This is a genomic window from Geodermatophilus sp. SYSU D01180 (genome assembly GCF_054050415.1).
In genome coordinates this window covers 91294-116885 of record NZ_JBJGZH010000004.1, presented here as the reverse complement: position 1 = coordinate 116885, position 25592 = coordinate 91294, and the positions used below count along the sequence as shown (strand labels likewise).

Genomic DNA, 25592 nt, shown 5'->3' with positions numbered 1-25592 from the left:
GGGAAGGGGTCAGGAGACCGGCGGCGGCCAGGTCACCGGCCGGGGCAGGTGGACCGAGAACACGTGCGCCGGCTCCCAGTAGGGGTCGAGCTCCACGTAGTTGAACTGGCCCCAGTCGTAGCGGGCGCCGGTGATCTCGTCGGTGACGGCGAACCGCTCGTGCCAGTCCAGCCCGAGGGTCGGCATGTCCAGCGCCGTCGTCCCGATCTGCCGGTTCTGGCTGTCGAGGGCGCAGACCACGAGGACGGCGTCCTGCGAGGCCGGGTCGGTCTTGGTGAAGCAGATGAGGTTCGGGTTGTCGACCTGGTGGAACCGCAGCGTCCGCAGCTGCTGCAGCGCCGGGTGCCGGCGGCGGACCTCGTTGAGCGTGCGCAGGTAGGGCGCCAGGCTCCGGCCGGCCGCCTCGGCGCCGGCCCAGTCGCGCGGGCGCAGCCGGTACTTCTCGCTGTCGAGGTACTCCTCGCTGCCCGGCCGCACCGCCACGTGCTCGTAGAGCTCGTACCCGGAGTAGACGCCCCAGGTCGGGCTCATCATCGACGCGAGCACCGCGCGGATCTTGAACATCGGCGGGCCGCCGTACTGCAGGCTCGCGTGCAGGATGTCCGGGGTGTTCACGAAGAAGTTCGGCCGCATGTAGTGCGCGTTGGTGGCGAGCTCGCGGCCGTAGTCCTCGATCTCGCCGCGCGCGGTCCGCCACGTGAAGTACGTGTAGGACTGGGTGAACCCGATCCGCGCCAGCTGGTGCATCATCGCCGGCCGCGTGAAGGCCTCGGCGAGGAAGAGCACGTCCGGGTCGGTCTCCTTGACCTTCCAGATCAGCCAGTGCCAGAAGTCCAGCGGCTTGGTGTGCGGGTTGTCGACCCGGAAGATCCGCACGCCGGCGTCCATCCACACCCGCACCACCCGCAGCACCTCGGCGTAGATGCCCTCGGGGTCGTTGTCGAAGTTGACCGGGTAGATGTCCTGGTACTTCTTCGGCGGGTTCTCCGCGTAGGCGATCGACCCGTCGGGCTTGGTGGTGAACCACTCCGGGTGCTCCTTGACCCACGGGTGGTCCGGCGCGGCCTGCAGCGCCAGGTCCAGCGCCACCTCCATGCCCAGGCCGCGGGTGCGGGTGACGAAGGCGCGGAAGTCCTCCATCGTGCCCAGCTGCGGGTGGACGGCGTCGTGGCCGCCCTCGTCGCTGCCGATCGCCCACGGCGAGCCGACGTCGTCCGGACCGACCTCGTGCGGGTTGCCGCCGGGGAACTGCGGCGTGTTCGGGCCCTTGCGGTTGACCTTGCCGATCGGGTGGACCGGCGGCAGGTAGACGACGTCGAAGCCCATCTCGGCGACCGCCGGCAGCCGGTCGCCCGCGGTCTGGAACGTCCCGTGCGCCGGCTGCCCGCCGACGACGGGGCCCTCGGAGCGGGGGAAGAACTCGTACCAGGAGCCGTAGAGCGCGCGCGGCCGGTCGACCCACACCTCGTACTCCGGCGTCGGGGTGACCAGCTCGCGCACCGGGTGCTCGTCGAGGTAGCGCTGCAGCCCGGCGGCCAGCGCCGGCGCGACGCGGTCGGGCAGCGTGCGGGAGGTGTCGCGCAGCGCCGCGACGGCGTCGCCGAGGCGGCCGCGCCACTCGTCGTCGGCGCCCTCGGCGACCCGCTCGAGCAGCCGGGCGCCCTCCTCGAGGTCGTTGGCCAGCTCGCCGGGGCCCTGGCCGGCCTCGATCTTCACCTCGACGGCGTGGTGCCAGGTGGCCAGCGGGTCGCTCCACGCCTCGACCCGGAACGTCCACCGCCCCTCCCGGTCGGGCACCACGGTGGTGATCCACCGGTCGGGCTCCGCGCCGAAGCGGCGCATGCGGTTGAGGGGCCCCCGGGTGCCGTCCGGAGCGGTCCAGACGACGTCGGCCGCGACGGCGTCGTGGCCCTCCCGGAAGACGGTGGCGGTGACCGGCAGGTGCTCGCCGACCACGGCGCGGGCCGAGAACGACCCGCAGGACACGACGGGGGCGACATCGGTGATGCCGAGGCGGAGGTCAGCGCGGCGAGTCATCCCGGCCACGCTATCCACCTCCGGCACCCGTCACACCTCGGCCGCCGAGACGTCCCCCACCGGGTGCGCGCCCCCCGTTCGTGTGGTGCGTCCGACCTGTCCGGACGCGTCCCGCTGGCTAGGCTCCCCGCGTGCGAGCTCTGCGTCGGTTCACCGTCCGGGCGGCCCTCCCCGAGGCCCTCATGCCGCTGTCCCAGCTGGTCATGAACCTCCGCTGGTCGTGGCACCCGGAGACCCGCGACCTGTTCGAGGCGCTGGACCCCGAGTTGTGGCGGACCTGCAACAACGACCCGGTGAAGGTCCTGGGCGAGGTGTCGGCCGAGCGGCTGGCCACGCTGTCGACCGACCGCCGGTTCCTCCGCCGCCTCCAGGACGTCGTCGACGACCTCGACGACTACCTGTCCTCGGAGCACTGGTACCAGTCGCTGGGGCCGGAGGCGCCGCGCAGCATCGCCTACTTCTCCGCCGAGTTCGGCATCACCGAGGTCCTGCCGCAGTACTCCGGCGGCCTGGGCATCCTCGCCGGCGACCACCTCAAGGCCGCCTCCGACCTCGGCGTCCCGCTGATCGGCGTCGGCCTGCTGTACCGGGCCGGCTACTTCGAGCAGGGGCTGTCGGCCGACGGCTGGCAGCTGGAGCACTACCCGTCGCTGGACCCGCACGGCCTGCCGGTCAAGCTGCTGCGCCAGCCCGACGGGTCCGCCGTCGTCCTCACCGTCCCGCTGCCCGAGGGTCGCACCCTGCACGCGCACGTGTGGCGGGCGCAGGTGGGCCGGGTGTCGCTGCTGCTGCTCGACAGCGACATCGAGGAGAACGCCCCGGCCGAGCGCGGGGTCACCGACCGGCTCTACGGCGGCGACGAGGACCACCGGCTGCGCCAGGAGATGCTGCTCGGCATCGGCGGCGTCCGGGCGCTGCGCGCCTACTGCCAGCTCACCGGCACCCCGGCGCCGGAGGTGTTCCACGCCAACGAGGGCCACGCCGGCTTCCAGGGCGTCGAGCGGATCCGGGAGCTCACCGAGTCGCACGGGTTGTCCTTCACCGAGGCGCTGCAGGCCGTGCGCGCCGGCACGGTGTTCACCACGCACACGCCGGTGCCCGCCGGCATCGACCGGTTCCCGCGGGCGCTGATCGAGCGGTACTTCGCCGGGTTCGGCGTCCCGCTCGAGCACCTTATCCCGCTCGGCGCCGAGGACGACCCGACGAAGTTCAACATGGCGCACATGGGCCTGCGGCTGGGGCAGCGGGCCAACGGCGTGAGCCAGCTGCACGGGCACGTCAGCCGGTCGATGTTCAACCCGCTGTGGCCGGGCTTCGACGAGGCCGACGTCCCGATCACCTCGATCACCAACGGGGTGCACGCGCCCACCTGGACCGCCCGGGAGCTGGTGGAGCTCGGCACCCAGACCTCCAGCGACGGCGACCCGTTCGAGGGCACCGGGCCGGCGTCGTTCGACGGCGTCGACCGGATCCCGGCGCTGGAGCTGTGGAACACCCGCCGGATGCTGCGCGGCCGGCTGGTCGAGGAGGTGCGCCGCCGGCTGCGCGAGACGGCGCGCTCGCGCGGCGCGGCCGAGGCCGAGGTGCGCTGGACCGACACCGCCTTCGACCCCGACGTCCTCACCATCGGCTTCGCCCGCCGGGTGCCCTCCTACAAGCGGCTGACCCTCATGCTGCGCGACCCCGACCGGCTGCGGGCCCTCCTGCTCGACGAGGAGCGGCCGGTCCAGCTGGTCATCGCCGGCAAGAGCCACCCGGCCGACGACGGCGGCAAGCAGCTGATCCAGCAGATGGTGAAGTTCGCCGACGACCCCGCCATCCGGCACCGCATCGCGTTCCTGCCCGGCTACGACATCGGGATGGCCCGCTACCTCTACTGGGGCTGCGACGTCTGGCTGAACAACCCGCTGCGGCCGCTGGAGGCCTGCGGCACCTCGGGCATGAAGGCCGCGCTCAACGGCGGGCTCAACCTCTCCATCCGCGACGGCTGGTGGGACGAGTGGTTCGACGGCCAGAACGGCTGGGCGATCCCCACCGCCGACGGCGTCACCGACCACGAGCGGCGCGACGACGTCGAGGCGCGGGCCATCTACGACCTGCTGTCCACCCAGGTGCTGCCGCGGTTCTACGAGACCGACCGGGACGGCATCCCCACCCGCTGGGTCGAGATGGTGCGGCACACGCTGCGCGAGACCGGCCCGAAGGTGCTGGCCACCCGGATGGTGCGCGACTACGTCGAGCGGCTGTACGTGCCGGCGGCGGGCTCCTCGCGGACCATGGCCGACGGCGGGTACGCGCCGGCGCGGGCCGAGGCGCAGTGGCGGGCGCACCTGCTGGAGAACTGGTCGGGCGTGCGGGTCGCGCACGTCGAGGCCACCGGCGCCGGCGACACCCCGGAGATCGGCTCGACGCTGGCGCTGCGCGCGGAGGTGGAGCTGCCGCACCTCACCCCGGCCGACGTCGAGGTGCAGGCGGCCTACGGGCGGGTCGACGACGCCGACGGCCTGCACGAGGTGACGACGGTGCCGATGCGGCACGAGCACACCGAGGGCTCGCGGCACTGGTTCACCGCGACGCTGCCGCTCGAGCGCACCGGCGCGTTCGGGTACACGGTGCGCGTGCTGCCGCACTCCGAGCACCTGGCCGACCCCGCGGAGCTGGGCCTGGTGCGCTCGGCCTGACGGAGGCCCCCTGCCCCCACCGCTCCCGGGCTCGCGGCGGGGGCGGGAGGCCGCCCCGGCAACTCACCAGTCACGCAGGTCGCAGCGTCCCCACGGGTGGCGTGGCCGGACCACGCACGGCCGCGCGCGGTCACTAGGCTGGCGCGCATGCCCGACCGCTGTGAAGTCCTGCCCGGAGACGCCCTCGTGGCCCGTCGCGGCGGGGGACTGCTCTGGGTCGACGCACCCGGCTCGCCGGCCCTGGTCGCTGCCCTGCACGCCTGCCTGGGCGTGTCCGGCCCCGGCGCCGACCGCGTCCTGGCGGCGGTCGCCGCCCAGGTGCCCGCGCTCGGGGGCGGCTCGGCCTCCTTCGCGCTCGTCCTCGTCGACTCCAGCGGCGGCACCGGCACCGGCGTCGCGCTGTGGTCCGGCAAGGGCCAGCCGGCCGTCGACGGCGTCCCGGTCTCCGGTCAGCCGGCCGACGGGTGCAGCCTGGCCGCCGGGTTCCCGCTCGGCGCCACGCTCTACGTCGGCCCGGGCCAGGCCACCCCGCAGATGCCGCCGGGCGTCGCCTACGACCTCGTCGAGGGCGCGGTCCCCGGCGCCGGTGCGCTGCTGCAGCTCGCGGCGGCCTCGTCCGCCCCGGCCGCCGTCCCGCCGGCCACCCACACGCCGGCGTCGTCGTTCAGCGCGGGCTCGGACGCCGGCTTCGCCGCCGCGCCGTCCTACGGCGCCTCGGTCGGGGCCTCGGCGTCGGGGCAGGGGTCCACGCGCGTCGACGACGGCGGCGAGGAGACGGCGTTCTGGAAGCCCGACGCCGCCGCCGCGCCGGTGCTGCGCTTCGACGACGGCCTGGTCGTCACCGTCGACGAGGACCTCGTCCTCGGCCGCCGCCCCGACAGCCACGAGCTGGTGACCGCGGGCAACGCCCGCCCGGTGCCGATCGCCGACACGCAGAACGTGCTCTCCTCGGCGCACGCCGCCATCCAGCGTTCCGGCCGCGAGGTCACCCTCACCGACCTCGGCTCGCTCAACGGCACCCACGTCGCCGGCCCCGAGGCCACCGAGTGGACCCAGCTGGAGCCCGGCGTCGCCCACCCGCTCTCCGACGGCGACCGCCTCCTGCTCGGCTGGACGGTCATCACCTACGAGCAGCCCCAGGACTGAGCGCACCGCCCGCCGCGGGCCCGGTTCCCCGAGGGGACCGGGCCCGCGGCGTCTCCTGGCTCACCTCGACGCGTCCTGGCTCACCGGGACGCGTCCTGGCTCGGCCTCGACGGTGAGCCGGGACGCCGCACGATCAGCTCGCCTGATCGTGCGGGCGGCGCAGGACGCGCAGCAGCCAGACGGTGCGCGGCGGCACCTCGATCGCCCCGGGCGCGACGACGGCCGGCCGCGGCGGCGCCCCGGTCGGGTACTCGGTGCTCAGCACGAGTTCGTAGCCGTCGGACCACGGCGCCCCCGGCAGCTGGACCGTCACCGGCTCCGGCCCGGCGTGCAGCTGCACGAGGTAGGAGTCGTCGACCACCGGGCGGCCGCGCTCGTCCCGGTGCCGGATGCCACGGCCGTCGAGGTACATGCCGACCGTCTGCAGGCCGGTGTCGAACCAGTCCGCGGTGGTCAGCTGCCCGCCGCCGGGCGCGAACCAGGCCACGTCGCGGGTGCCGCCGGTGCCCGGGATCTCGTGGCCCTCGAAGAACGCCTCCTGGCGCAGCACCGGCGCGTCGCGGCGCACCCGCAGCAGCCGGCGGACGAACGCGAGCAGGTCCCCGTCGGCGGCGTCCCAGTCGATCCAGGACACCGCGTTGTCCTGGCAGTAGGCGTTGTTGTTGCCGCCCTGGGTGCGGCCGAGCTCGTCGCCGGCGGTGAGCATCGGGACGCCGGTCGACAGCAGCAGCGTCGTCAGCAGGTTGCGCACCTGGCGGCCGCGCAGCGCCTGCACCTCCGGGTCGTCGGTCGGCCCCTCGACGCCGCAGTTCCAGTTGCGGTTGTGACTCTCGCCGTCCCGGTTCTCCTCGCCGTTGGCCTCGTTGCGCTTGTGCTCGTAGGTGACCAGGTCGCGGAGGGTGAACCCGTCGTGGGCGGTGACGAAGTTGACGCTCGCGAACGGGCGGCGGCCGTCGGAGCGGTAGAGGTCCGAGGAGCCGGTCAGCCGGTAGGCCAGGTCGCGCACGCCGACGTGCGAGCCGGCCCACACGTCGCGCACCGTGTCGCGATAGCGGCCGTTCCACTCGGTCCACAGCGGCGGGAAGTTGCCCACCTGGTAGCCCCCCTCGCCGATGTCCCAGGGCTCGGCGATGAGCTTCACCTGGCTGACGACGGGGTCCTGGTGGACGACGTCGAAGAACGCCGAGAGCCGGTCGACGTCGTGGAAGGACCGGGCCAGCGCGGCGGCGAGGTCGAACCGGAAGCCGTCCACGTGCATCTCGGTGACCCAGTACCGCAGGGAGTCCATGAGCATCGCGAGCACCTGCGGCCGGCGGACGTCGAGGGTGTTCCCACAGCCGGTGTAGTCGGTGTAGCGGGCCGGGTTCTCGCCGTTGAGCCGGTAGTAGCCGGCGTTGTCGATGCCCTTGAGCGACAGCGACGGCCCGGTGTGGTCGCCCTCGGCGGTGTGGTTGTAGACGACGTCGAGGACCACCTCGATGCCGGCCGCGTGCAGCGCCTTCACCATCGCCTTGAACTCGGTGACCTGCGCCCCGCCGGACCCGGCCGAGCTGTAGGCGGCGTGCGGGGCGAAGTAGCCGAGGGTGTTGTAGCCCCAGTAGTTGGTCAGCCCGCGGCGCAGCAGGTGCGGCTCGCTGACGAAGTGGTGCACCGGCAGCAGCTCGACGGTGGTGACGCCCAGGGACACCAGGTGCTCGACGAACGCCGGGTGCGCCAGCCCCGCGTAGGTGCCGCGCAGCGCCGGCGGCACGCCCGGGTGGCGCATGGTCGCGCCCTTGACGTGCACCTCGTAGACGACGGTGTCCGACCACGAGGTGGCCGGCCGCCGGTCGCCGTCCCACGGGAAGGAGTCGTGGACGACGACGCCGTGCGGCACGTACGGCGCGGAGTCCCGCGGGTCGGCCGGGCCGGTGTCGGGGCCGTCGGCGCGGTAGGCGAACAGCGCCGGGTGCAGCGTCAGGTCGCCGTCGACGGCGCGGGCGTAGGGGTCCAGCAGCAGCTTCTCCGGGTTCCACCGGTGCCCGGCGCCGGGGTCCCACGGCCCGTGCACCCGGTAGCCGTAGCGCTGCCCGGGCCCGACGCCGGGCAGCCGCCCGTGCCAGACCTGGTGGGTGGTCTCCTGCAGCCGGTGGCGGTGCTCGAAGCCGCCCTCGTCGAACAGGCACAGGTCGACGGCGGTGGCGCCGGCCGACCACAGCGCGAAGTTCGTGCCGGTGCCGTCCCAGTGCGCGCCCAGGGGGGCGGGGGAGCCCGGCCAGACCTCGACGTCCTCGCTGGTGGTCCTCACCCGGCGATCGTGCCAAGACCGCCACCTCCCCGGGTGCAGGCGGGCGGGTTGGTTGGATGGGGCCGTGTCGAGCAGTGCCGCCGTCGGCGGAGCAGAACCGGTCGTCGAGATGCGCGGCGTGGACGTCGTCCGCGGGCAGTCGCACCTGCTGCGGGGGGTGGACTGGACGGTCCGGCCCGAGCAGCGCTGGGTCGTGCTCGGGCCCAACGGCGCCGGCAAGACGACGCTGCTGCAGCTGGCCGGCGCGCACATGCACCCCACGCGCGGCGAGGTGCGGCTGCTCGGCGAGACGATGGGCGCGGTCGACGTGTTCGAGCTGCGCCCGCGGATCGGCCTGACCAGCGCGGCGCTGGCGCAGCGGATCGAGTCGGGGGAGCGGACCGGCGACGTCGTCCTGTCCGCCGGGTACGCGATCGTCGGCCGCGCCCGAGAGCGCTACGACATCCACGACCTCACCCGCGCCGCGACGCTCATGCAGCAGTGGGGCGTGCAGCGGATCGCGCACCGGCCCTTCGGCACGCTCAGCGAGGGGGAGCGCAAGCGGGTGCAGATCGCCCGCGCGCTGATGCCAGACCCGGAGCTGCTGCTGCTCGACGAGCCCGGCGCGGGCCTCGACCTGGGCGGCCGCGAGGACCTGGTGAGCCGGCTGTCGGACCTCGCCACCTACCTCTACGCCCCGGCGCAGGTGCTGGTCACCCACCACGTCGAGGAGATCCCGCCCGGGTACACGCACGCGCTGCTGCTGCGCCAGGGCGCGGTGGTCGCCGCGGGCCCGCTGGGGCAGGTGATCACCGCCGAGCTGCTGTCGGAGACGTTCGGCCTGCCGCTGGCCCTCGAGCGTTCCGACGGCCGCTTCACCGCCCGTCGCCGGGGGTGACCTGCGGTCCTCTGGTTAGGGTCCAGGCGACGACGTCGTCCCCTCGCTGGAGGCCGTGCATGGCAGCGCCCGAGTTCGTGACCCTGTCGGTGGAGGACGGGGTGGGCACGATCCGCCTCGACCGGCCCAAGATGAACGCGATCGACGAGCAGCTGTACACCGAGGTGCGCGCCGCGGCGATCGAGGCGACCGAGCGCGCCGACGTGCGCGCCGTCGTGATGTACGGCGGGGAGCGGGTGTTCGCCGCCGGGGCCGACATCAAGGCGATGTCGCAGCTGACCGGCAGCTCGATGGTCGCCTGGGGCCGCGAGCTCACCCACAGCTTCACCACCGTCGCCCGGATCCCCAAGCCGGTCATCGCCGCCATCACCGGCTACGCCCTCGGCGGCGGCTACGAGCTCGCGCTCTGCGCCGACTTCCGGGTCATGGGCGCCGGCGCGAAGGTCGGCCAGCCCGAGATCCTGCTCGGCGTCATCCCCGGCGCCGGCGGCACCCAGCGGCTGGCCCGCCTGGTCGGCCCGGCCAAGGCCAAGGACCTCGTCTTCACCGGCCGGCACGTCGGCGCCGAGGAGGCGCTGGAGATGGGCCTGGCCGACGCCGTCGTCCCGGACGCCGAGGTGTACGACACCGCCGTCGCCATGGCGCGGAAGTTCGCCGCCGGGCCGCCGCTGGCGCTGGCCGCGGCCAAGCAGGCGATCGACGAGGGCCTCGACGGGCCGATCGAGCAGGGCCTGGCGCTGGAGAGCCGGCTGTTCGCGGAGCTGTTCGACACCGAGGACCAGAAGACCGGGATGCGCTCCTTCCTCGAGAGCGGGCCCGGCAAGGCGACCTTCACCGGGCGCTGACCCCCGCGGTCCCCCGAACGTTCTCCGGACCGTCACCGGAACCGGCCCTCCGGACGGTCCGGTTCTGTCACCATCCGTCGGGCCCCCCGCACGGCACACCGCCCTGCCGGCAGGGCCCGTCCGACAGCTCCCGAGGAGGACCCCCGTGCGATCCACCCCCACCCTGAGGAGCGCGACCGTCCTGGCGGCCGCGACCCTCGTGCTGACCGCCTGCGGCGGCGGCGACGACGGCGGCTCGGGAGGGGGTGGCGGCGGCTCGGACGCGGCCAGTGCCCGCTCGGCCGAGGACCTCGGCGGCATGGACGCGCTGATCGAGGCCGCGCAGGAGGAGGGCGCCCTCAACGTCATCGCGCTGCCCCGCGACTGGGCCAACTACGGCGAGATGCTCGACACCTTCAGCGAGAAGTACGGCATCGAGGTCAACGAGGCCAACCCGACCGGTTCCAGCCAGGACGAGCTCAACGCCGTCGAGAGCCAGCGCGGCCAGGACCGGGCGCCCGACGTGCTCGACCTCGGCACCGCCTTCGCCCGCCAGGCGCAGGCCCAGGACCTGCTCGCGCCCTACCAGGTGGAGACCTGGGACGACATCCCCGAGGACCAGAAGGACCCGGAGGGCCACTGGTACAACGACTACGGCGGCTACGTCTCCATCGGCTGCAACGCCAGCGTGATCGCCGAGTGCCCGACGACCTTCGCGGACCTGCTCGACCCGCAGTACGCCGGCCAGGTCGCGCTCAACGGCAACCCGACCCAGGCCGCGGCGGCCTTCGCCGGCGTCTGGGCGGCGTCGCTGGCCAGCGGCGGCAGCCTCGACGACATCGGCCCGGGCATCGACTTCTTCGCCCAGGTCAAGGAGGCCGGCAACTGGAACCCGGTCGAGATCACCCCGGCCACCGTCCAGAGCGGTGAGACGCCGCTGGCGATCGACTGGGACTACCTCAACGCCGCGCAGACAGCGACGTTCGCCGAGCAGGGCGTCGAGTGGCAGGTGAACGTCCCCACCGACGGGCTCTTCGGCGGCTACTACAGCCAGGCCGTCAGCGCCTACGCCCCGCACCCGGCCGCCGCGCGGCTGTGGCAGGAGTTCCTCTACAGCGACGAGGGCCAGAACATCTGGCTGAGGGGCGGCGCCCGGCCGGTCCGGCTGCCGGTGATGGAGGAGGCCGGGACCGCCGACGCCGAGGCGCTGGCCGCCCTGCCGCCGGTCGAGGGCACCGCGGACTTCCCGACCCAGGAGCAGGAGAGCGCCGCCCAGCAGGTGGTCGCCACCCGGTGGAACCAGGAGATGTCCGGCTGAGCACCGCACCCGCCGCCGCCGCGCCGGCGCCCCGCACGGGGCGCCGGCGCGGTGGCCTGCTGCCCGTCCTGGGCGTCCTGCCCTTCCTGCTCTACGTCGCGGTGTTCCTGCTGCTGCCGGTCGGCGTGCTGGCCGTGGAGGCGTTCCGCGCCACCGACCCGGTCACCTTCGAGGAGAGCTGGTCGACGGCGAACATCGGCACGGTCACCGGCGGCGCCTACGCCCGTGCGTACCTCGGCAGCCTGCGGCTGTCGGCGGTCACCGCCGTGCTGGGCGCGGTGCTCGGCCTGGCGCTGGCCTTCGCCGTGGTCGGCACCCGCCGCGGCCGGACGCTGCGCCGCCTGGTGCTCACCGCCTCGGGCGTGCTGGCCAACTTCGGCGGCATCCCGCTCGCCTTCGCCTTCATCGCCACCATCGGCACCTCCGGCGTGGTCACCGCCCTGCTGACCGACACCCTCGGCCTCGACGGCTTCTCGCTGTACTCGATGACCGGCCTCGCCCTGGTCTACCTGTACTTCCTCGTGCCGCTGATGGTGCTGACCATCGTCCCCGCGGTCGAGGCGCTGCGGCCGCAGTGGCGGGAGGCCTCCGACGTCCTCGGCGCCAGCCGCTGGCAGTACTGGCGGCACGTCGGCGGGCCCGTCCTCGCCCCGCCGGTGCTCGGCGCCACGATGCTGCTGTTCGCCTCCGCGTTCGCCGCCTACGCCACCGCCAAGGCGCTGGTCGGCTCGAGCCTGCCGCTGGTGACGCTGCAGATCGCCGACTCGCTGTCGAGCAACGTCGTCGTCGGCGCGGAGAACCTCGGCAAGGCGCTGGCCCTGGGGATGGTCGTCCTCGTCGGGCTGGTGATGGTCTTCTACACCTGGGTGCAGCGGCGCACGTCGCGGTGGCTGGCGTGAGCGCGACGACGGCCGGCGTCTCCACCGCGGCGGTGACGGGCGCCGGCGGGGTGGAGCCGGAGACCCCGGTCCGGTCCGTCCAGCGCGGACGGGGGCGGTGGCGGTGGGCGGTGTTCGCCGTCCTCGGCCTGTACTTCCTCGTGCCGCTGGGCGCCTCGGTGTGGTTCACCGTCCGGGGCCGCGACGGGGTCACCGCCGACGCCTACACGGGCATCCCCACCGCCGAGGGGTTCGCCGAGACCTTCGGCCGCTCGCTGCTGCTCGGGGCGCTGACCGTCCTCGTCGCGCTGCTGCTCATGGTGCCCACGGTGGTGCTCGTGGAGCTGCGGCTGCCGCGGCTGCGCCCGCTGGTCGAGTTCCTCACCCTCGTGCCGCTGCTGCTGCCGCCGATCGCGCTGGTGGTCGGCGTGCGCAGCGTGCTGGCCTGGGCGCCGGACCACTTCTACGGCACCCCGCTCGCCGAGGCGTTCTTCGCGCTCCAGGAGCCGGCGCTGCCCTGGATCCTCGTGCTCGTCTACGTCGTCCTGGCGCTGCCGTTCGTCTACCGGGCCCTGGACGCCGGCGTCCGCGGCGCCCAGCTGCGCACGCTCACCGAGGCCGCGCGGGTGCTCGGCGCCTCCTGGCCGCGGGTGATGACCTCGGTCGTGCTGCCGGTGCTGCGGACCGCGGTGCTCAACGCCGCCTTCCTCACCCTGGCGCTGGTGCTGGGGGAGTTCACCGTCGCCGCCATCCTCGGCTTCGAGACCTTCCCCACCTGGATCGTGCGCATCTCCGGCTCGCAGCCGCGGCTGTCGGTCGCCGTCTCGGTGCTCTCGCTGCTGCTGACCTGGGTGCTGCTGCTGCTCATCTCCGCGCTGGACCGCCGGCGCCGCGAGGAGGACCCCGCATGACCGCCGTCCGCGCCGCCGCCCCCGCCGACCTCCGGGAGGCACCCGGCGTCGGCGTCCGCCTGGAGGGGCTGACCCGCCGCTACGGCTCGCTGCTCGCCCTCGACGGGCTGGACCTGGACGTCGCGGGCGGGGAGTTCCTCGCCCTGCTGGGGCCCTCGGGCTGCGGCAAGACGACGGCGCTGCGCGCGATCGCCGGCTTCGAGGTCCCCGACGCCGGCCGCGTCTGGTTCGACCGCCGCGACGTCACCGGCATCCCGCCGTCGAAGCGCGACGTCGGCATGGTGTTCCAGGCCTACAGCCTCTTCCCGAACATGACGGTGGCCGAGAACGTCGCCTACGGCCTGCGGGTGCGCCGCCGGGACAGGGCCGAGCGGGCCGGCCGGGCCGCGGAGCTGCTGGAGCTGGTCGGGCTGGCCGACCGCGGCGGCCGCTACCCGCACCAGCTCTCCGGCGGCCAGCAGCAGCGGGTGGCGCTGGCCCGCGCGCTGGCCGTGGCGCCGCAGGTGCTGCTGCTCGACGAGCCGCTGTCGGCGCTCGACGCCCAGGTGCGCGTGCAGTTGCGCGAGGAGATCCGCCGCATCCAGCTGGAGCTGGGCATCACCACGGTGTTCGTCACCCACGACCAGTCCGAGGCGCTGTCGGTGGCCGACCGGGTCGGCGTCATGCGGGCCGGCCGGCTGGAGCAGGTGGCCACGCCCGACGAGCTTTACGAGCGCCCGGCGACGGCGTTCGTGGCGGGCTTCGTCGGCACGATGAACCGCATCCCGGCCGTCCTCGGCGACGGCGACGTCGACTTCCTCGGCGTGCGCCGCGAGGTGCTCGGCGCCGCTCCGCCGTCCGGCCCGGCGTTCGCGCTGGTGCGGCCCGAGGCGCTGGAGGTCGTCGAGGACCCGCGCGGGGTGGGCCGGGTGGTCACCCGCACGTTCTCCGGCGCCACCACCCGCCTGGCGGTCGCGCTGCCCGACGGCGTCGAGGTGCAGGCCGACGTCCCCAGCGCCGCGAGCCAGGGCCTCACGCCCGGGACGGCGGTCACCGTCACCCCGGCCCAGCGCCCCGCCCTGGTCGAGCCCGCGGGGGAGGACCCGGCCGCCGGCTGAGGTGCACGAGGATGGCCGGGTGAGCCAGCGCCCGGAGCCCGAGGTCAGCGACGTCGACCGGTCCGACCCCGCCGGGCGGGCGTGGGTGGAGCGGGCGATCGCCGTCGTCGAGGCCGACGCGGTGCGCAGCGCCGACACCCACCTGCTCGTCTACCCGCTGCCCCCGGAGTGGGGCGTCGACCTCTATCTCAAGGACGAGTCGACGCACCCGACCGGCAGCCTCAAGCACCGGCTGGCCCGCTCGCTGTTCCTGCACGCGCTGTGCTCGGGCTGGATCACCGAGGGCAGCACCGTCGTCGAGGCCTCCAGCGGGTCGACGGCGGTCAGCGAGGCCTACTTCGCCCGGATGCTGGGCCTGCCGTTCGTCGCGGTCATGCCCGCCTCGACCAGCCCGGAGAAGGTCGCGCTCATCGAGTTCGCCGGCGGGCGCTGCCACTTCGTCGACCGCGCCCCCGACGTCTACGACGAGGCGCGCCGTCTGGCCGCCGAGTGCGGCGGGCACTACCTCGACCAGTTCAGCAACGCCGAGCGGGCCACCGACTGGCGCGGCAACAACACCATCGCCGAGTCGGTGTTCGAGCAGATGGCTCTGGAGCGCCACCCGGTGCCGGAGTGGGTCGTCGTCGGGGCGGGCACCGGCGGCACCAGCGCGACCTTCGGCCGGTACCTGCGCTACCGGCGGCACCCCACCCGGCTGGCCGTCGTCGACCCGGAGAACTCGGCGTTCTTCCCCGGCTGGGTGGAGGACGAGCCGGCCTGGACGACGGGGATGCCCTCGCGGATCGAGGGGATCGGCCGGCCACGGGTCGAGCCGTCGTTCCTGCCGTCGGTGGTCGACCGGATGATCCGCGTCCCCGACGCCGCGTCGCTGGCCGCCGTGCGGCACCTGGAGCGGGTGACCGGGCGGCTGGCCGGCGGCTCGACCGGCACCAACCTGTGGGGCGCGTTCCGGCTGGTCGCGGAGATGGTCGCCGAGGGGCGGACCGGCAGCGTGGTCACCCTGCTCTGCGACGGCGGGGAGCGGTACGCGCACACCTACCACTCCGACGTCTGGGTGGCCGAGCACGGACTGGACCTCGAGCCCCACCGGGCGGTCCTCGAGGAGTTCACCGCCACCGGCCGCTGGACGGCGTGACCGGGCTCACCGGCACCCCGGTCCGCCGCCCCGTTACCCCGCAGTAACCTCCACTATCGGAGCCAGGCGGGCCGCGGCCCGCGTCCCCCATGACCGACTGCGGAGGTAGGTCTGGCGATGAACATCGTCGTTCTGGTCAAGCAGGTCCCCGACTCGGGCACCCAGCGCTCGCTGGACCCGTCGGACAACACCGTCGCCCGCGCCACCGCGGACAACGTCATCAACGAGATCGACGAGTACGCGATCGAGGAGGCCTTGCAGGTCAAGGAGGCGCAGGGCGGTGAGGTCACGGTGCTGACCGTCGGCCCCGGCAGCGCCACCGACGCCATCCGCAAGGCCCTCTCGATGGGCGCGGACAAGGCCGTCCACGTGCAGGACGACGCCATCCACGGCTCGTGCGCCATCCAGACCTCGGCGGTCCTCGCCGCGGCGCTGCAGCAGCTCGAGTACGACCTGGTGCTCATGGGCGCCACGTCGACCGACGGCCAGATGGGCGTCATGCCGGCGCTGCTGTCCGAGCGGCTGGGCATCCCGCAGGTCTCCGGCGCCCGCAAGCTCACCGTCGAGGGCTCGACGGTGAAGGTGGAGCGGCAGACCGACGGCGGCTACTGGGCCCTGGAGGCCCCGCTGCCGGCCATCGTGTCCACCTGGGACACCATCAACGAGCCGCGCTACCCCTCCTTCAAGGGGATCATGGCCGCGAAGAAGAAGCCGGTGGAGAGCCGGTCCCTGGCCGACCTGGGCGTGGACGCCTCGGCCGTCGGCCTCGGCACCGCCACCAGCCAGGTCCTCGACTTCGCCGGCCGCCCGCCGAAGGGCGAGGGCGTCAAGGTCACCGACGAGGGCAACGGCGCCGAGGAGCTCGTGGGCTTCCTCGCCGGCCAGAAGCTCGTCTGACCCGGCCCGGATCCGAAGCGAAGAGGAGACTGAACAGCCATGGCAGAGGTCCTGGTCCTCGTCGAGCTGAACCCGGCCGACGGCACCGTCCGCAAGGGCACCCTCGAGGCACTCACCGCCGCACGCGCGCTGGGTGAGGTCTCGGCGGTCGTCGCCGGCGGCCCCGGCGTCGCCGCCGGCGCCCGCGAGCAGCTCGCCCAGTACGGCGCGGCGAAGGTCTACGTCGCCGAGTCCCCGGAGATCGACGAGTACCTCGTCGCCCCCAAGGCCGAGGTGCTGGCCCAGCTGGTGCAGCAGGCGTCCCCGGCCGCCGTCGTCATCCCGTCCTCCCCGGAGGGCCGGGAGATCGCCGCACGGCTGGCGCTCAAGACCGGCAGCGGCTTCCTGACCGACGTCAGCGAGATCGCCGCCGACGGCACCGCCACCCAGGTGGTCTTCGCCGGCCAGCAGATCGTGCACTCGAAGGTGACGACCGGCACGCCGGTCTACACGCTGCGCGGCAACTCGGTCACCCCCGAGCCCGCCCCCGCCGCCGGCGAGGAGGTCCCGGTCGAGGTCAGCCTGTCCGACCAGGCGAAGCAGACCCGCGTGGTCGACCGGGTCGTGGAGCAGAAGAGCAACCGGCCCGAGCTGACCGAGGCCTCGATCGTCGTCTCCGGTGGCCGCGGTGTGGCCAGCGCGGAGAACTTCTCGATCATCGAGGCCCTGGCCGACTCGCTCGGCGCCGCCGTCGGTGCCTCCCGCGCCGCGGTCGACTCCGGCTTCTACCCGCACAGCTTCCAGGTCGGGCAGACCGGCAAGACCGTCTCGCCGCAGCTCTACATCGCCGTCGGCATCTCCGGCGCGATCCAGCACCGCGCCGGCATGCAGACCTCGAAGACCATCGTGGCCGTCAACAAGGACCCCGAGGCCCCGATCTTCGAGCTGGCCGACTTCGGCGTCGTCGGCGACCTGTTCCAGGTCGTCCCGGCCGCCACCGAGAAGATCGCGGCCCGCCGCGGCTGATCCCGCTCACGTCCGACGGGCGCCGATCCCCTCCGGGGGTCGGCGCCCGTCGGCGTTCCGGGGTCACCGGCGTCACCCGGGCGAGTCCGTCGTGCGCGACTAACCTGGGCGGAGTGACCTACCTCGACCACGCGGCGACCACGCCGGTGCTCCCCGAGGTCCTGGCCGCGATGACCGAGCAGCTCGGCCGGGTGGGCAACGCCTCCTCGCTGCACGCCAGCGGCCGGGCCGCGCGGCGGGCCGCCGAGCAGTCCCGGGAGCGGCTGGCCGAGGCGCTGGGCGCCCGCCCGTCGGAGGTGCTGTTCACCGGCGGTGGCACCGAGAGCGACAACCTCGCGGTGAAGGGCCTGTACTGGGCGCGGCGGGAGGCCGACTCGCGCCGGCGGCGGCTCGTGGTGAGCCCCGCCGAGCACCACGCCGTCCTCGACAGCGCCGAGTGGCTGGCCAAGCACGAGGGCGCGGAGGTCACCTGGCTGCGCCTGGAGCCCACCGGGCGGGTGACGCCGGACGCGCTGGCCGAGGCGCTGGGCGACGGCACCGACGTCGCGATGGCCAGCGTCATGTGGGCCAACAACGAGATCGGCACGGTCAGCGACGTCGCCGCGCTGGCGCAGGTGGCGCACGCGGCGGGGGTGCCGCTGCATACCGACGCGGTGCAGGCCGTCGGGCAGGTGCCGGTGGACTTCGCCGCCAGCGGCGTCGACGCGCTCACCATGACCGGCCACAAGCTCGGCGGCCCGATGGGCGCCGGCGTGCTGCTGCTGCGCCGCGACGCCGAGTGCATGCCGCTGCTGCACGGCGGCGGGCAGGAGCGCGACGTCCGCTCGGGCACCCTCGACGTGGCGGCCATCGTCGGTCTTGCCGTCGCCGTGACCACCGCCGCCGGCTCCCGGCCCGAGCGCGCCGCCCGGCTGGCCGCGCTGCGCGACCGGCTGGTGGCCGGGGTGCTCGAGCAGGTCCCCGACGTCGAGCTCAACGGCGCCCCGCTGGAGGACGTCGTCGCCGGCGGGCCGGGCCGGCTCCCCGGCAACGCGCACCTGTCCTTCCCCGGAGCCGAGGGCGACGCGCTGCTCATGCTGCTCGACGCCCGCGGCATCGAGTGCTCGACCGGGTCGGCGTGCAGCGCCGGGGTGGCCCGGCCCAGCCACGTGCTCACCGCCGTCGGCGCCGACGCCGCCCGGGCGCGCAGCTCGCTGCGGTTCAGCCTGGGCTCGCCGAGCACCGGCGCCGACGTCGACGCGCTGCTGGCCGTGATCGCCCCCGTGGTCGAGCGCGCCCGCGGGGCGGGGAGGTGACGGCGGTGCGCGTGCTCGCCGCGATGAGCGGGGGAGTGGACAGCGCGGTCGCCGCGGCGCTGGCGGTCGACGCCGGCCACGACGTCACCGGGGTGCACCTCGCGCTCTCGCCGGACCGGCAGACGCTGCGCAGCGGCGCCCGCGGCTGCTGCAGCGTCGAGGACGCCCACGACGCCCGGCGGGTCGCCGACGAGCTCGGCATCCCGTTCTACGTCTGGGACCTCGCCGAGCGTTTCACCGAGGACGTCGTCGAGGACTTCGTCGCCGAGTACGCCGCCGGCCGCACGCCCAACCCGTGCCTGCGGTGCAACGAGAAGATCAAGTTCACCGCGGTGCTCGACCGGGCGCTGGCGCTGGGCTTCGACGCCGTCGTCACCGGCCACCACGCGCGGCTGGCGGACGGCCGGCTGCGCCGCTCGGTGGACGCGGCCAAGGACCAGTCCTACGTGCTCGGCGTGCTCACCCCCGGCCAGCTGGCGGGGGCGGTGTTCCCGCTGGGCTCGATGACCAAGGAGCGGGTGCGCGCGATCGCCGCCGAGCGCGGGTTCGCCGTCGCCACCAAGCCCGACTCGCACGACATCTGCTTCATCCCCGACGGCGACACCCGCGGCTTCCTCACCCGGCGGCTGGGGACGGCGCCCGGGCCGGTCGTCGACGCCGCCACCGGCGCCACCGTCGGCACGCACGAGGGCACGCACGGGTTCACCGTCGGGCAGCGGCGCGGGCTGGGCATCGCCGTCGGCGACCAGCGGCCCCGCTACGTGCTGTCCATCGAGCCGGTCACCCGGACCGTGACCGTGGGGACCGCCGAGCTCGCCGGCGTCGCCGAGGTGCGCACCGGCCGGCCGACGTGGACCGGGGCGGCGCCGGAGCTCCCGCTGCGCGCGGAGGTGCAGCTGCGGGCGCACGCCACCGCCGTCCCGTGCACGGTGACCGCCGGTCCCGACGGCGGCCTGGTCATCGCGCTGGACGAGGCGCAGCGCGGCGTCGCGCCCGGGCAGTCGGCCGTCCTCTACTCGCCCGATCCCGAGCGGGGCGACCTGGTGCTCGGTCAGGGGACCGTCAGCGGCTGATCGCCGGTCACCTGATCGTCACCCGGGGGACCTGGTGTCGGAACCGTCCGTCACCTACCGTGTCGTCCGAGCCACTTCCTGAGCACGGCTACACAGCTCGGCTCGCCACCCCCGCCCGGGCCATCGTCTCCGGTGGCCTGCTCCGCATGTCCTCCGGAGGACTCCTTGCGCCCAACGCGCTCCACGCTGGCGACCGCCCTCGCGGCCGCCACCACGGCCGGCCTGCTGGCCGTCCCGGCCGCCGCCCAGGCGGCACCCGGCAGCGGCAACGGCGGCCTGCCCGTCCAGCTGGTCGCCATGAACGACTTCCACGGCCGGATCAGCCCGCAGTCCGGCGGTGACGGCGAGCTCACCACCTCGCCGGGTCCCGACGGGGACTACGCCACGGCGGCGGACAACGTCGTCGACAAGGTCGGTGGTGCGGCCAACATCGCGACCACCCTCGCCGACGTCCGCGAGGACTGGGGTGGCCCCGAGAGGAACACGTTCTTCGTCGGCGCCGGTGACCTCGTCAGCGCGTCCCCGTTCAACTCCAGCGTCTTCAAGGACGAGCCGACCATCGAGGTGCTCAACGCCCTCGGCCTCGACTTCTCCGCCGTCGGCAATCACGAGTTCGACCGCGGCCAGGAGGAGCTGTACCGCATCTCCGGCGCCACCGACGGCCGGTTCTCCGACGACGTCAGCGCCTGCGAGGGGATCGTCCCAGGCGTCGACGGGTGCTTCGGTGCGGGCGAGCACGCGTTCGAGGGCGCCCAGTTCCCCTACCTCGCGGCGAACGTCACCGACACGGCCACGGGGAAGCCGATCCTCCCGCCGTACGAGGTCGTGCAGACCACCGGCAACAAGCGCGTCGGCTTGATCGGTGTCGTCACGGACGACACCCCGAACATCGTCGACGCCTCCGGCATCGAGGGCCTCACGTTCGGCGACGAGGCGACCGCGATCAACCGCTACGCCCGCGAGCTGCAGGCCCAGGGCGTGCAGGCGATCGTCGTGATGGTGCACGAGGGCGGCACCCAGGGCACCGGCGCTGGCTACGACCGCTGCGTCGGGAACATGGCCGGCACCCCGATCGGTGCGATCAACGCCGCCGTCGCCCCGGCGGTCGACGTCATCATCAGCGCGCACACCCACGTGCCCTACGACTGCGTGCTGCCCGATCCGGCCGGCAACCCCCGCCTGGTCACTCAGGCCGGGTTCTACGGCAAGGCGCTGACCGACATCCGGTTCCGCGTCGGCAGCGACGGTGACGTCATCCGGTCGACCGCGACCGCAACCAACGTGCCGGTGCGCCAGACCTCGCCGGACCCGGCGGTCCAGTCGATCGTCAGTTACTGGGAGGCGCGCGCGGCCGAGGCCGGCAACGTCCCGGTCGGCCGGCAGACGGCGGACCTGGATCGCGCCTACCGGTCCGGTCAACCGGTGCGGGACTCCGAGTCCGCGCTGGGCAACCTGGTGGCGGACGCGCAGCGGGCGGCAATCGCCGGCGCCGACGTCGCGTTCATGAACCCGGGTGGTCTGCGAGCCGACATCAACTGCGCCTCCTCCGGCCCGGCCGACCCGAGCGGGACGATCACCTACGCCGAGACCTTCGCCGTCCAGCCGTTCAGCAACACGGTCAACACCGTCCAGCTGACCGGCGCCGGCATCGAGCAGGTCCTCGAGCAGCAGTGGGCGGTCCGCAGCGGTTCGCCGAGCTTCCTGCAGCTGTCGGTGTCCGGACTGACGTACTCCTTCGACCCGCGCCTGCCGGCCGGCAGCCGGGTCGACCCGGCGTCGATCCGGATCGGCGGCCAGCCGCTGGACCTGAACGCCACGTACACGGTCGTGGCGAACTCCTTCCTGATCGCCGGTGGTGACTCCTTCGGCGCCTTCGTCAGCGGCCGTCCGGCCGGCGCCACCGTGGCCACCGGGCCGAACGACGTCGACGCGTTCAACGCGTACGTGGCGGCGCAGACCACCCCGGTCACCCCGCCGGCGCTGGACCGTGCCGTGTCGCTCGACCCGGCCAACACGTACGACGACGACCTCAGCGGCCGCAAGCCCTGCTGACCGTCTGACCGACGCATCCCCGGGCGCGGCCGGTCACGGCGGCGGCGGTACTACCGTCGCCGCCGTGGCCACCCCGACCGAGCCCGACCCGACCAGCACCGACCCGAGGCCGGCTCCCGCACCGTGGGGGCCGGCCTCCGGCGTCGGGTCGCTGCCCGGCACCGACCCGGCCGAGGCCCTGCGGGTCGTCCTGGGCGAGCTGCCCGGCCTGCCGCACCTGCCCGAGCTGCCCGCCCGCGGCGCGGGCGCCGACCTGCTCGGCCGCAGCGCCGCCCTCCTCGTCGACCTCGCCGTCGACCTGACCCCCGCCGGCTGGCGCCTCGTGCCGCGCCCCGGCACGGACCTGCGCCGCGCCCAGGAGTTCCTCGCCCGCGACCTCGACGCCCTGCACGACGTCGCCGGCGACCACCGCGGCCCGTTCAAGGTCCAGGCCACCGGCCCGTGGACTCTGGCCGCCGGTCTCGAGCGGGAGCGCGGCGAGCGGGCCGTCGTCGACGCCGGCGCCCGGCGCGACCTCGGGCAGTCGCTGGCCGAGGGCATCGCCGCGCACGTCGCGGCCGTGACCGCGCGCGTGCCCGGCGCCCGGGTCGTGGTCCAGCTCGACGAGCCCTCGCTGCCGGCGGTCCTGCAGGGCGCGCTGCCGACGGCGAGCGGCTTCGGCCGGCTGCCCGCCGTCGCCGCGCCCGACGTCGAGGCGGAGCTCGCCGCCGTCGTGGCCGCGCTGCCCGGCCCGGTGGTCGTGCACTGCTGCGCCAACCGGGCGCCGCTGGACCTGCTGCGCGCCGCGGGCGCGGCCGGGCTGTCGTTCGACCTCGGGCTGGTCCAGGACCTCGACGCCGTCGGCGCCGCCGTCGAGGCCGGCACCCACCTGCTGCCCGGCGTCGTCCCCGGGACCGACGCGCCGCTGCCCGCGCCGAAGGCCACCGCCTCGCGGCTGCGCGCCTGGTGGCGCGAGCTCGGCTTCCCGGCCGAGTCGCTGCACGAGGCGGTCACCCTCACCCCGGCCTGCGGGCTGGCCGGCGCCAGCCCCGCGTACGCGCGGGCGGTCATGACCCACGTCCGGGAGGCCGCGCGGTACCTGCTGCCGGAGTGACCGACACCCGATCGGGCAGACCGGCGTCGGAGTCACCCCCGGCGGATACCGTGCCCGCGTGAGCACGGACGCCGAGCTGGACACCCCGCAGGTCGCCGCGGTCGCCGACCGGGAGGACCTCACCGAGGTCCCCGACGACGCGCGCACGCGCCACCGCGACCTGTCCGAGGAACTCGACCGCTACGCCTTCGCGTACTACGTGCGCGACGAGCCGCTCGTCAGCGACGGCCAGTACGACGAGCTCATGGCCCAGCTCAAGGCCATCGAGGCCGACCACCCGGCGCTGGTCACGCCGGACTCCCCGAGCCAGAAGGTCAACGGCGGGTTCACCGCCACCTTCGCCCCGGTCCAGCACCTCGAGCGCATGCAGAGCCTGGACAACGTCTTCGACGGCGACGAGCTGGCGGCCTGGGCCGGCCGGGTCACCCGCGACGCCGGGGCGGGCGTGCGCTGGCTGTGCGAGCTCAAGGTGGACGGCGTCGCGGTCGCCCTGGTCTACGAGGACGGCCGGCTGGTCCGCGCGGCCACCCGCGGCGACGGGACGACGGGGGAGGACGTCACCCCCAACGTGCGCACGATGGCCGACGTCCCGCAGCAGCTCACCGGCGACGACGTCCCCGCGCTGCTCGAGGTCCGCGGCGAGATCTACTTCCCGACGGCCGCCTTCGCCGACGTCAACGCCGGCATGGTCGAGCAGGGCAAGCCGCCGTTCGCCAACCCGCGCAACGCCGCGGCGGGCTCGCTGCGGCAGAAGGACCCGCGGGTCACCGCCTCCCGGCCGCTGCGGCTGGTGGTGCACGGCCTCGGCGCGCGGCGCGGCTTCGAGCCGGAGCGGCAGTCGGAGGCCTACGAGCGGCTGCGCGCGCTCGGCCTGCCGGTGAGCGACCGGTTCGCGGTGGTCGACGACCTCGAGGCGGTGTGGGCCTACGTCGAGCGCTACCGCGAGCAGCGGCACTCGGTGGAGCACGAGATCGACGGCGTCGTCGTCAAGGTCGACCAGGTCGCGCTCCAGCGGCGGCTCGGCTCGACGTCGCGCGCGCCGCGCTGGGCGATCGCGTTCAAGTACCCGCCGGAGGAGGCCACCACCAAGCTCCTCGACATCCGGGTCAACGTCGGGCGCACCGGCCGCGTCACGCCGTTCGCCTACATGGAGCCGGTCAAGGTCGCGGGCTCCACCGTGCAGCTGGCCACGCTGCATAACGCCAGCGAGGTCAAGCGCAAGGGCGTGCTCATCGGCGACACGGTCGTCATCCGCAAGGCCGGCGACGTCATCCCCGAGGTCCTCGGGCCGGTGGTCGCCGCGCGCACCGGCGACGAGACCGAGTTCGTCATGCCGACGCACTGCCCCGAGTGCGGCACCGAGCTGCGGCACGAGAAGGAGGGCGACGCCGACATCCGCTGCCCCAACGCGCGGTCCTGCCCCGCGCAGCTGCGGGAGCGGGTGTTCCACGTCGCCGGGCGCGGGGCCTTCGACATCGAGGTGCTCGGCTACGAGGCCGCGATCGCGCTGCTGGCCGAGCATCTGCTCGAGGACGAGGGCGACGTCTTCGACCTGACCGAGGAGAAGCTCTGCCGCACGTCCTTCTTCACGAGGAAGGACGGCAACCTCTCGGCCAACGGGCAGCGGCTGCTGGCCAACCTGCAGTCGCGCAAGGACGTCCCGCTGTGGCGGGTGCTGGTCGGGCTGTCGATCCGGCACGTCGGCCCGACCGCCGCGCAGGCGCTGGCCCGCGACTTCCGCTCGCTGGACCGGATCGCCGAGGCGTCGGAGGAGGAGCTCGCCGCCGCCGACGGCGTGGGCCCCACCATCGCCCGCTCGGTGCGCGACTGGTTCGCCGTCGACTGGCACCGCGAGGTCGTGGAGAAGTGGCGCCGGGCCGGCGTGAAGCTGGCCGACGCCGGCGAGGACGCCCCGCCCGGGCCGCTGACCGGCGTCACCGTCGTCGTCACCGGCTCGCTGCGGGACCACAGCCGCGACCAGGCGATCGCCGCCATCCAGGCGCGCGGCGGCAAGGTGACCGGCTCGGTGTCGAAGAAGACCGGCTTCGTGGTGGTGGGCGCCGACCCCGGCAGCAAGTACGACAAGGCCGTGCAGGTCAAGGCGCCGATCCTCGACGACGACGGCCTGCGCGTGCTGCTCGAGGAGGGCCCCGAGGCCGCCCGCGCCGTCGCGACCACCGGCGACGGGAGCGAGCCGGCGGCGGAGTGAGTCAGGCCGGCGGCAGGTGGGCGACGCTCGCCGCGATCCCGGTGAGGTGGGTCAGCCGCAGCAGCTCCGACCGGCGGTAGGCGGGCCCGCCCGAGCGCCCCAGGACGACGGCGGTGCGCGGGTCGCCGAACGGCGCGGCCATCATCTCGACGGCCATCTCCCGCCAGCGCTCGGGCAGCCAGTCGTCCTCGCTGGGCAGCAGCCGCGGCGAGGGCAGCGGCAGCCACGGCGGCCGCATGCCCTCGAACGCCGGCGCCGCGTCGGAGGCGGCCAGCGCCTCGCAGCCGCCGTCGCCGTCGGCGTGCAGCACCGCGGCCCAGCCGCTGTGGAACACCCGCGGCAGCTCGGCGGCCAGCAGCTTGACCGCGGTGCCCTCGGCCGCCCGCGCCAGCCCCTCGAGCAGGTCGAGCTCGCGGTGGGTGTCCAGCGGCCCGGCGAAGGGGCGCAGCGTCTCCACCTGCACGCCGGGCACCGACTGCACGGCGGTGATCAGGCTGTCCGGCAGCCGGCCGGGCGGGAGGTCGACCACGACGTCGTCGACGGCGACACCCCCGCCGCGCTCCAGCACGTCCACCGAGACGATGTCGACGCCCGCCGTGCCCAGGGCGGTCGCCACCGCACCGAGCAGACCGGGGCGGTCGGGCACGACCAGCCGCAGGAGATAGGACACGGGTGCCTCCGCAGGCGACGAGGTGAGCCGATCTCCGTCGATCGTGGTCCGAGCAGCTTCCCGCATGCGCGGCCCCGGGTCGAGCACCGCGCCCGGCCGGACCGGCG

Annotated in this window: 19 protein-coding genes; 16 read left to right on the top strand and 3 right to left on the bottom strand. The window is 74.5% G+C overall.

What is annotated here, in order from left to right; all coding sequences use genetic code 11:
• Window positions 1-9 precede the first annotated feature (9 nt).
• Complete coding sequence (locus tag ACI8AA_RS05640) at window positions 10-2037, bottom strand: alpha-1,4-glucan--maltose-1-phosphate maltosyltransferase (protein WP_457043528.1); 2028 nt, start codon at window positions 2035-2037, stop codon at window positions 10-12.
• A gap of 131 nt (window positions 2038-2168) precedes the next feature.
• Here ACI8AA_RS05640 and glgP point away from each other — a divergent pair, with 131 nt between their 5' ends.
• Both glgP and ACI8AA_RS05630 read left to right on the top strand, forming a co-directional pair.
• The gene (glgP, locus tag ACI8AA_RS05635; protein WP_457043527.1) at window positions 2169-4718 is read left to right on the top strand and encodes an alpha-glucan family phosphorylase; all 2550 of its coding nucleotides are present in this window, start codon (window positions 2169-2171) and stop codon (window positions 4716-4718) included.
• A 147-nt stretch (window positions 4719-4865) separates the two neighbouring features.
• The gene (locus ACI8AA_RS05630; RefSeq protein WP_457043526.1) at window positions 4866-5864 is read left to right on the top strand and encodes an FHA domain-containing protein; all 999 of its coding nucleotides are present in this window, start codon (window positions 4866-4868) and stop codon (window positions 5862-5864) included.
• 133 nt (window positions 5865-5997) lie between these two features.
• Here ACI8AA_RS05630 and glgX read toward each other — a convergent pair whose 3' ends face one another.
• Entirely contained in the window at window positions 5998-8151 is a 2154-nt protein-coding gene (gene glgX / locus ACI8AA_RS05625; protein WP_457043525.1) for a glycogen debranching protein GlgX, read from the bottom strand.
• A 64-nt stretch (window positions 8152-8215) separates the two neighbouring features.
• Here glgX and ACI8AA_RS05620 point away from each other — a divergent pair, with 64 nt between their 5' ends.
• From ACI8AA_RS05620 to ligA, 14 genes are all read left to right on the top strand, one after another.
• Window positions 8216-9028 (top strand): ABC transporter ATP-binding protein, encoded by an 813-nt coding sequence (locus ACI8AA_RS05620; protein WP_457043524.1) that lies wholly within the window; start codon window positions 8216-8218, stop codon window positions 9026-9028.
• Window positions 9029-9087: 59 nt separating this feature from the next.
• Window positions 9088-9873 (top strand): enoyl-CoA hydratase/isomerase family protein, encoded by a 786-nt coding sequence (locus ACI8AA_RS05615; protein ID WP_457043523.1) that lies wholly within the window; start codon window positions 9088-9090, stop codon window positions 9871-9873.
• Window positions 9874-10018: 145 nt separating this feature from the next.
• Window positions 10019-11170 carry an ABC transporter substrate-binding protein gene (locus tag ACI8AA_RS05610; protein WP_457043522.1) on the top strand — a complete coding sequence of 384 codons (1152 nt, stop codon included), beginning with the start codon at window positions 10019-10021 and terminating at the stop codon, window positions 11168-11170.
• Entirely contained in the window at window positions 11146-12069 is a 924-nt protein-coding gene (locus ACI8AA_RS05605; protein WP_457043521.1) for an ABC transporter permease, read from the top strand. The genes ACI8AA_RS05610 and ACI8AA_RS05605 overlap by 25 nt, the downstream gene beginning before the upstream one ends.
• Complete coding sequence (locus tag ACI8AA_RS05600) at window positions 12066-12959, top strand: ABC transporter permease subunit (protein WP_457043520.1); 894 nt, start codon at window positions 12066-12068, stop codon at window positions 12957-12959. The genes ACI8AA_RS05605 and ACI8AA_RS05600 overlap by 4 nt, the downstream gene beginning before the upstream one ends.
• Window positions 12956-14056 (top strand): ABC transporter ATP-binding protein, encoded by a 1101-nt coding sequence (locus ACI8AA_RS05595; protein ID WP_457043519.1) that lies wholly within the window; start codon window positions 12956-12958, stop codon window positions 14054-14056. Before ACI8AA_RS05600 ends, ACI8AA_RS05595 begins: the two co-directional genes overlap by 4 nt.
• Before the next feature lie 19 nt (window positions 14057-14075).
• Window positions 14076-15191 (top strand): L-cysteine desulfhydrase Cds1, encoded by a 1116-nt coding sequence (cds1, locus tag ACI8AA_RS05590; RefSeq protein ID WP_457043518.1) that lies wholly within the window; start codon window positions 14076-14078, stop codon window positions 15189-15191.
• Window positions 15192-15308: 117 nt separating this feature from the next.
• Window positions 15309-16088: an electron transfer flavoprotein subunit beta/FixA family protein gene (locus ACI8AA_RS05585; RefSeq protein WP_457043517.1), complete on the top strand. Its 780-nt coding sequence runs from the start codon at window positions 15309-15311 to the stop codon at window positions 16086-16088.
• Window positions 16089-16127: 39 nt separating this feature from the next.
• On the top strand, window positions 16128-17093 hold the full coding sequence (locus tag ACI8AA_RS05580; RefSeq protein WP_457043516.1) for an electron transfer flavoprotein subunit alpha/FixB family protein: 966 nt from the start codon (window positions 16128-16130) through the stop codon (window positions 17091-17093).
• Between the two features lie 113 nt (window positions 17094-17206).
• On the top strand, window positions 17207-18388 hold the full coding sequence (locus tag ACI8AA_RS05575) for a cysteine desulfurase family protein (protein WP_457043515.1): 1182 nt from the start codon (window positions 17207-17209) through the stop codon (window positions 18386-18388).
• A gap of 5 nt (window positions 18389-18393) precedes the next feature.
• The gene (gene mnmA / locus ACI8AA_RS05570; protein WP_457043514.1) at window positions 18394-19461 is read left to right on the top strand and encodes a tRNA 2-thiouridine(34) synthase MnmA; all 1068 of its coding nucleotides are present in this window, start codon (window positions 18394-18396) and stop codon (window positions 19459-19461) included.
• A 165-nt stretch (window positions 19462-19626) separates the two neighbouring features.
• Complete coding sequence (locus ACI8AA_RS05565; RefSeq protein ID WP_457043513.1) at window positions 19627-21513, top strand: bifunctional metallophosphatase/5'-nucleotidase; 1887 nt, start codon at window positions 19627-19629, stop codon at window positions 21511-21513.
• A 64-nt stretch (window positions 21514-21577) separates the two neighbouring features.
• Window positions 21578-22606 (top strand): methionine synthase, encoded by a 1029-nt coding sequence (locus ACI8AA_RS05560; protein WP_457043512.1) that lies wholly within the window; start codon window positions 21578-21580, stop codon window positions 22604-22606.
• 58 nt (window positions 22607-22664) lie between these two features.
• The gene (gene ligA / locus ACI8AA_RS05555; RefSeq protein WP_457043511.1) at window positions 22665-24815 is read left to right on the top strand and encodes an NAD-dependent DNA ligase LigA; all 2151 of its coding nucleotides are present in this window, start codon (window positions 22665-22667) and stop codon (window positions 24813-24815) included.
• A gap of 1 nt (window position 24816) precedes the next feature.
• On the opposite strand, the gene ACI8AA_RS05550 is transcribed toward ligA, so the two are convergent.
• Complete coding sequence (locus tag ACI8AA_RS05550; protein ID WP_457043510.1) at window positions 24817-25485, bottom strand: ACT domain-containing protein; 669 nt, start codon at window positions 25483-25485, stop codon at window positions 24817-24819.
• Window positions 25486-25592 lie beyond the last annotated feature (107 nt).

What these genes read in the sequence shown, in the direction of transcription:
- ACI8AA_RS05585 (WP_457043517.1), top strand. Translation starts at nt 15,309, where the DNA reads ATGAACATCGTCGTTCTGGTCAAGCAGGTCCCCGACTCGGGCACCCAG.
- ACI8AA_RS05615 (WP_457043523.1), top strand. Translation starts at nt 9,088, where the DNA reads ATGGCAGCGCCCGAGTTCGTGACCCTGTCGGTGGAGGACGGGGTGGGC.
- ACI8AA_RS05580 (WP_457043516.1), top strand. Translation starts at nt 16,128, where the DNA reads ATGGCAGAGGTCCTGGTCCTCGTCGAGCTGAACCCGGCCGACGGCACC.
- ACI8AA_RS05595 (WP_457043519.1), top strand. Translation starts at nt 12,956, where the DNA reads ATGACCGCCGTCCGCGCCGCCGCCCCCGCCGACCTCCGGGAGGCACCC.
- ACI8AA_RS05640 (WP_457043528.1), bottom strand. Translation starts at nt 2,037, where the DNA reads ATGACTCGCCGCGCTGACCTCCGCCTCGGCATCACCGATGTCGCCCCC.
- ACI8AA_RS05630 (WP_457043526.1), top strand. Translation starts at nt 4,866, where the DNA reads ATGCCCGACCGCTGTGAAGTCCTGCCCGGAGACGCCCTCGTGGCCCGT.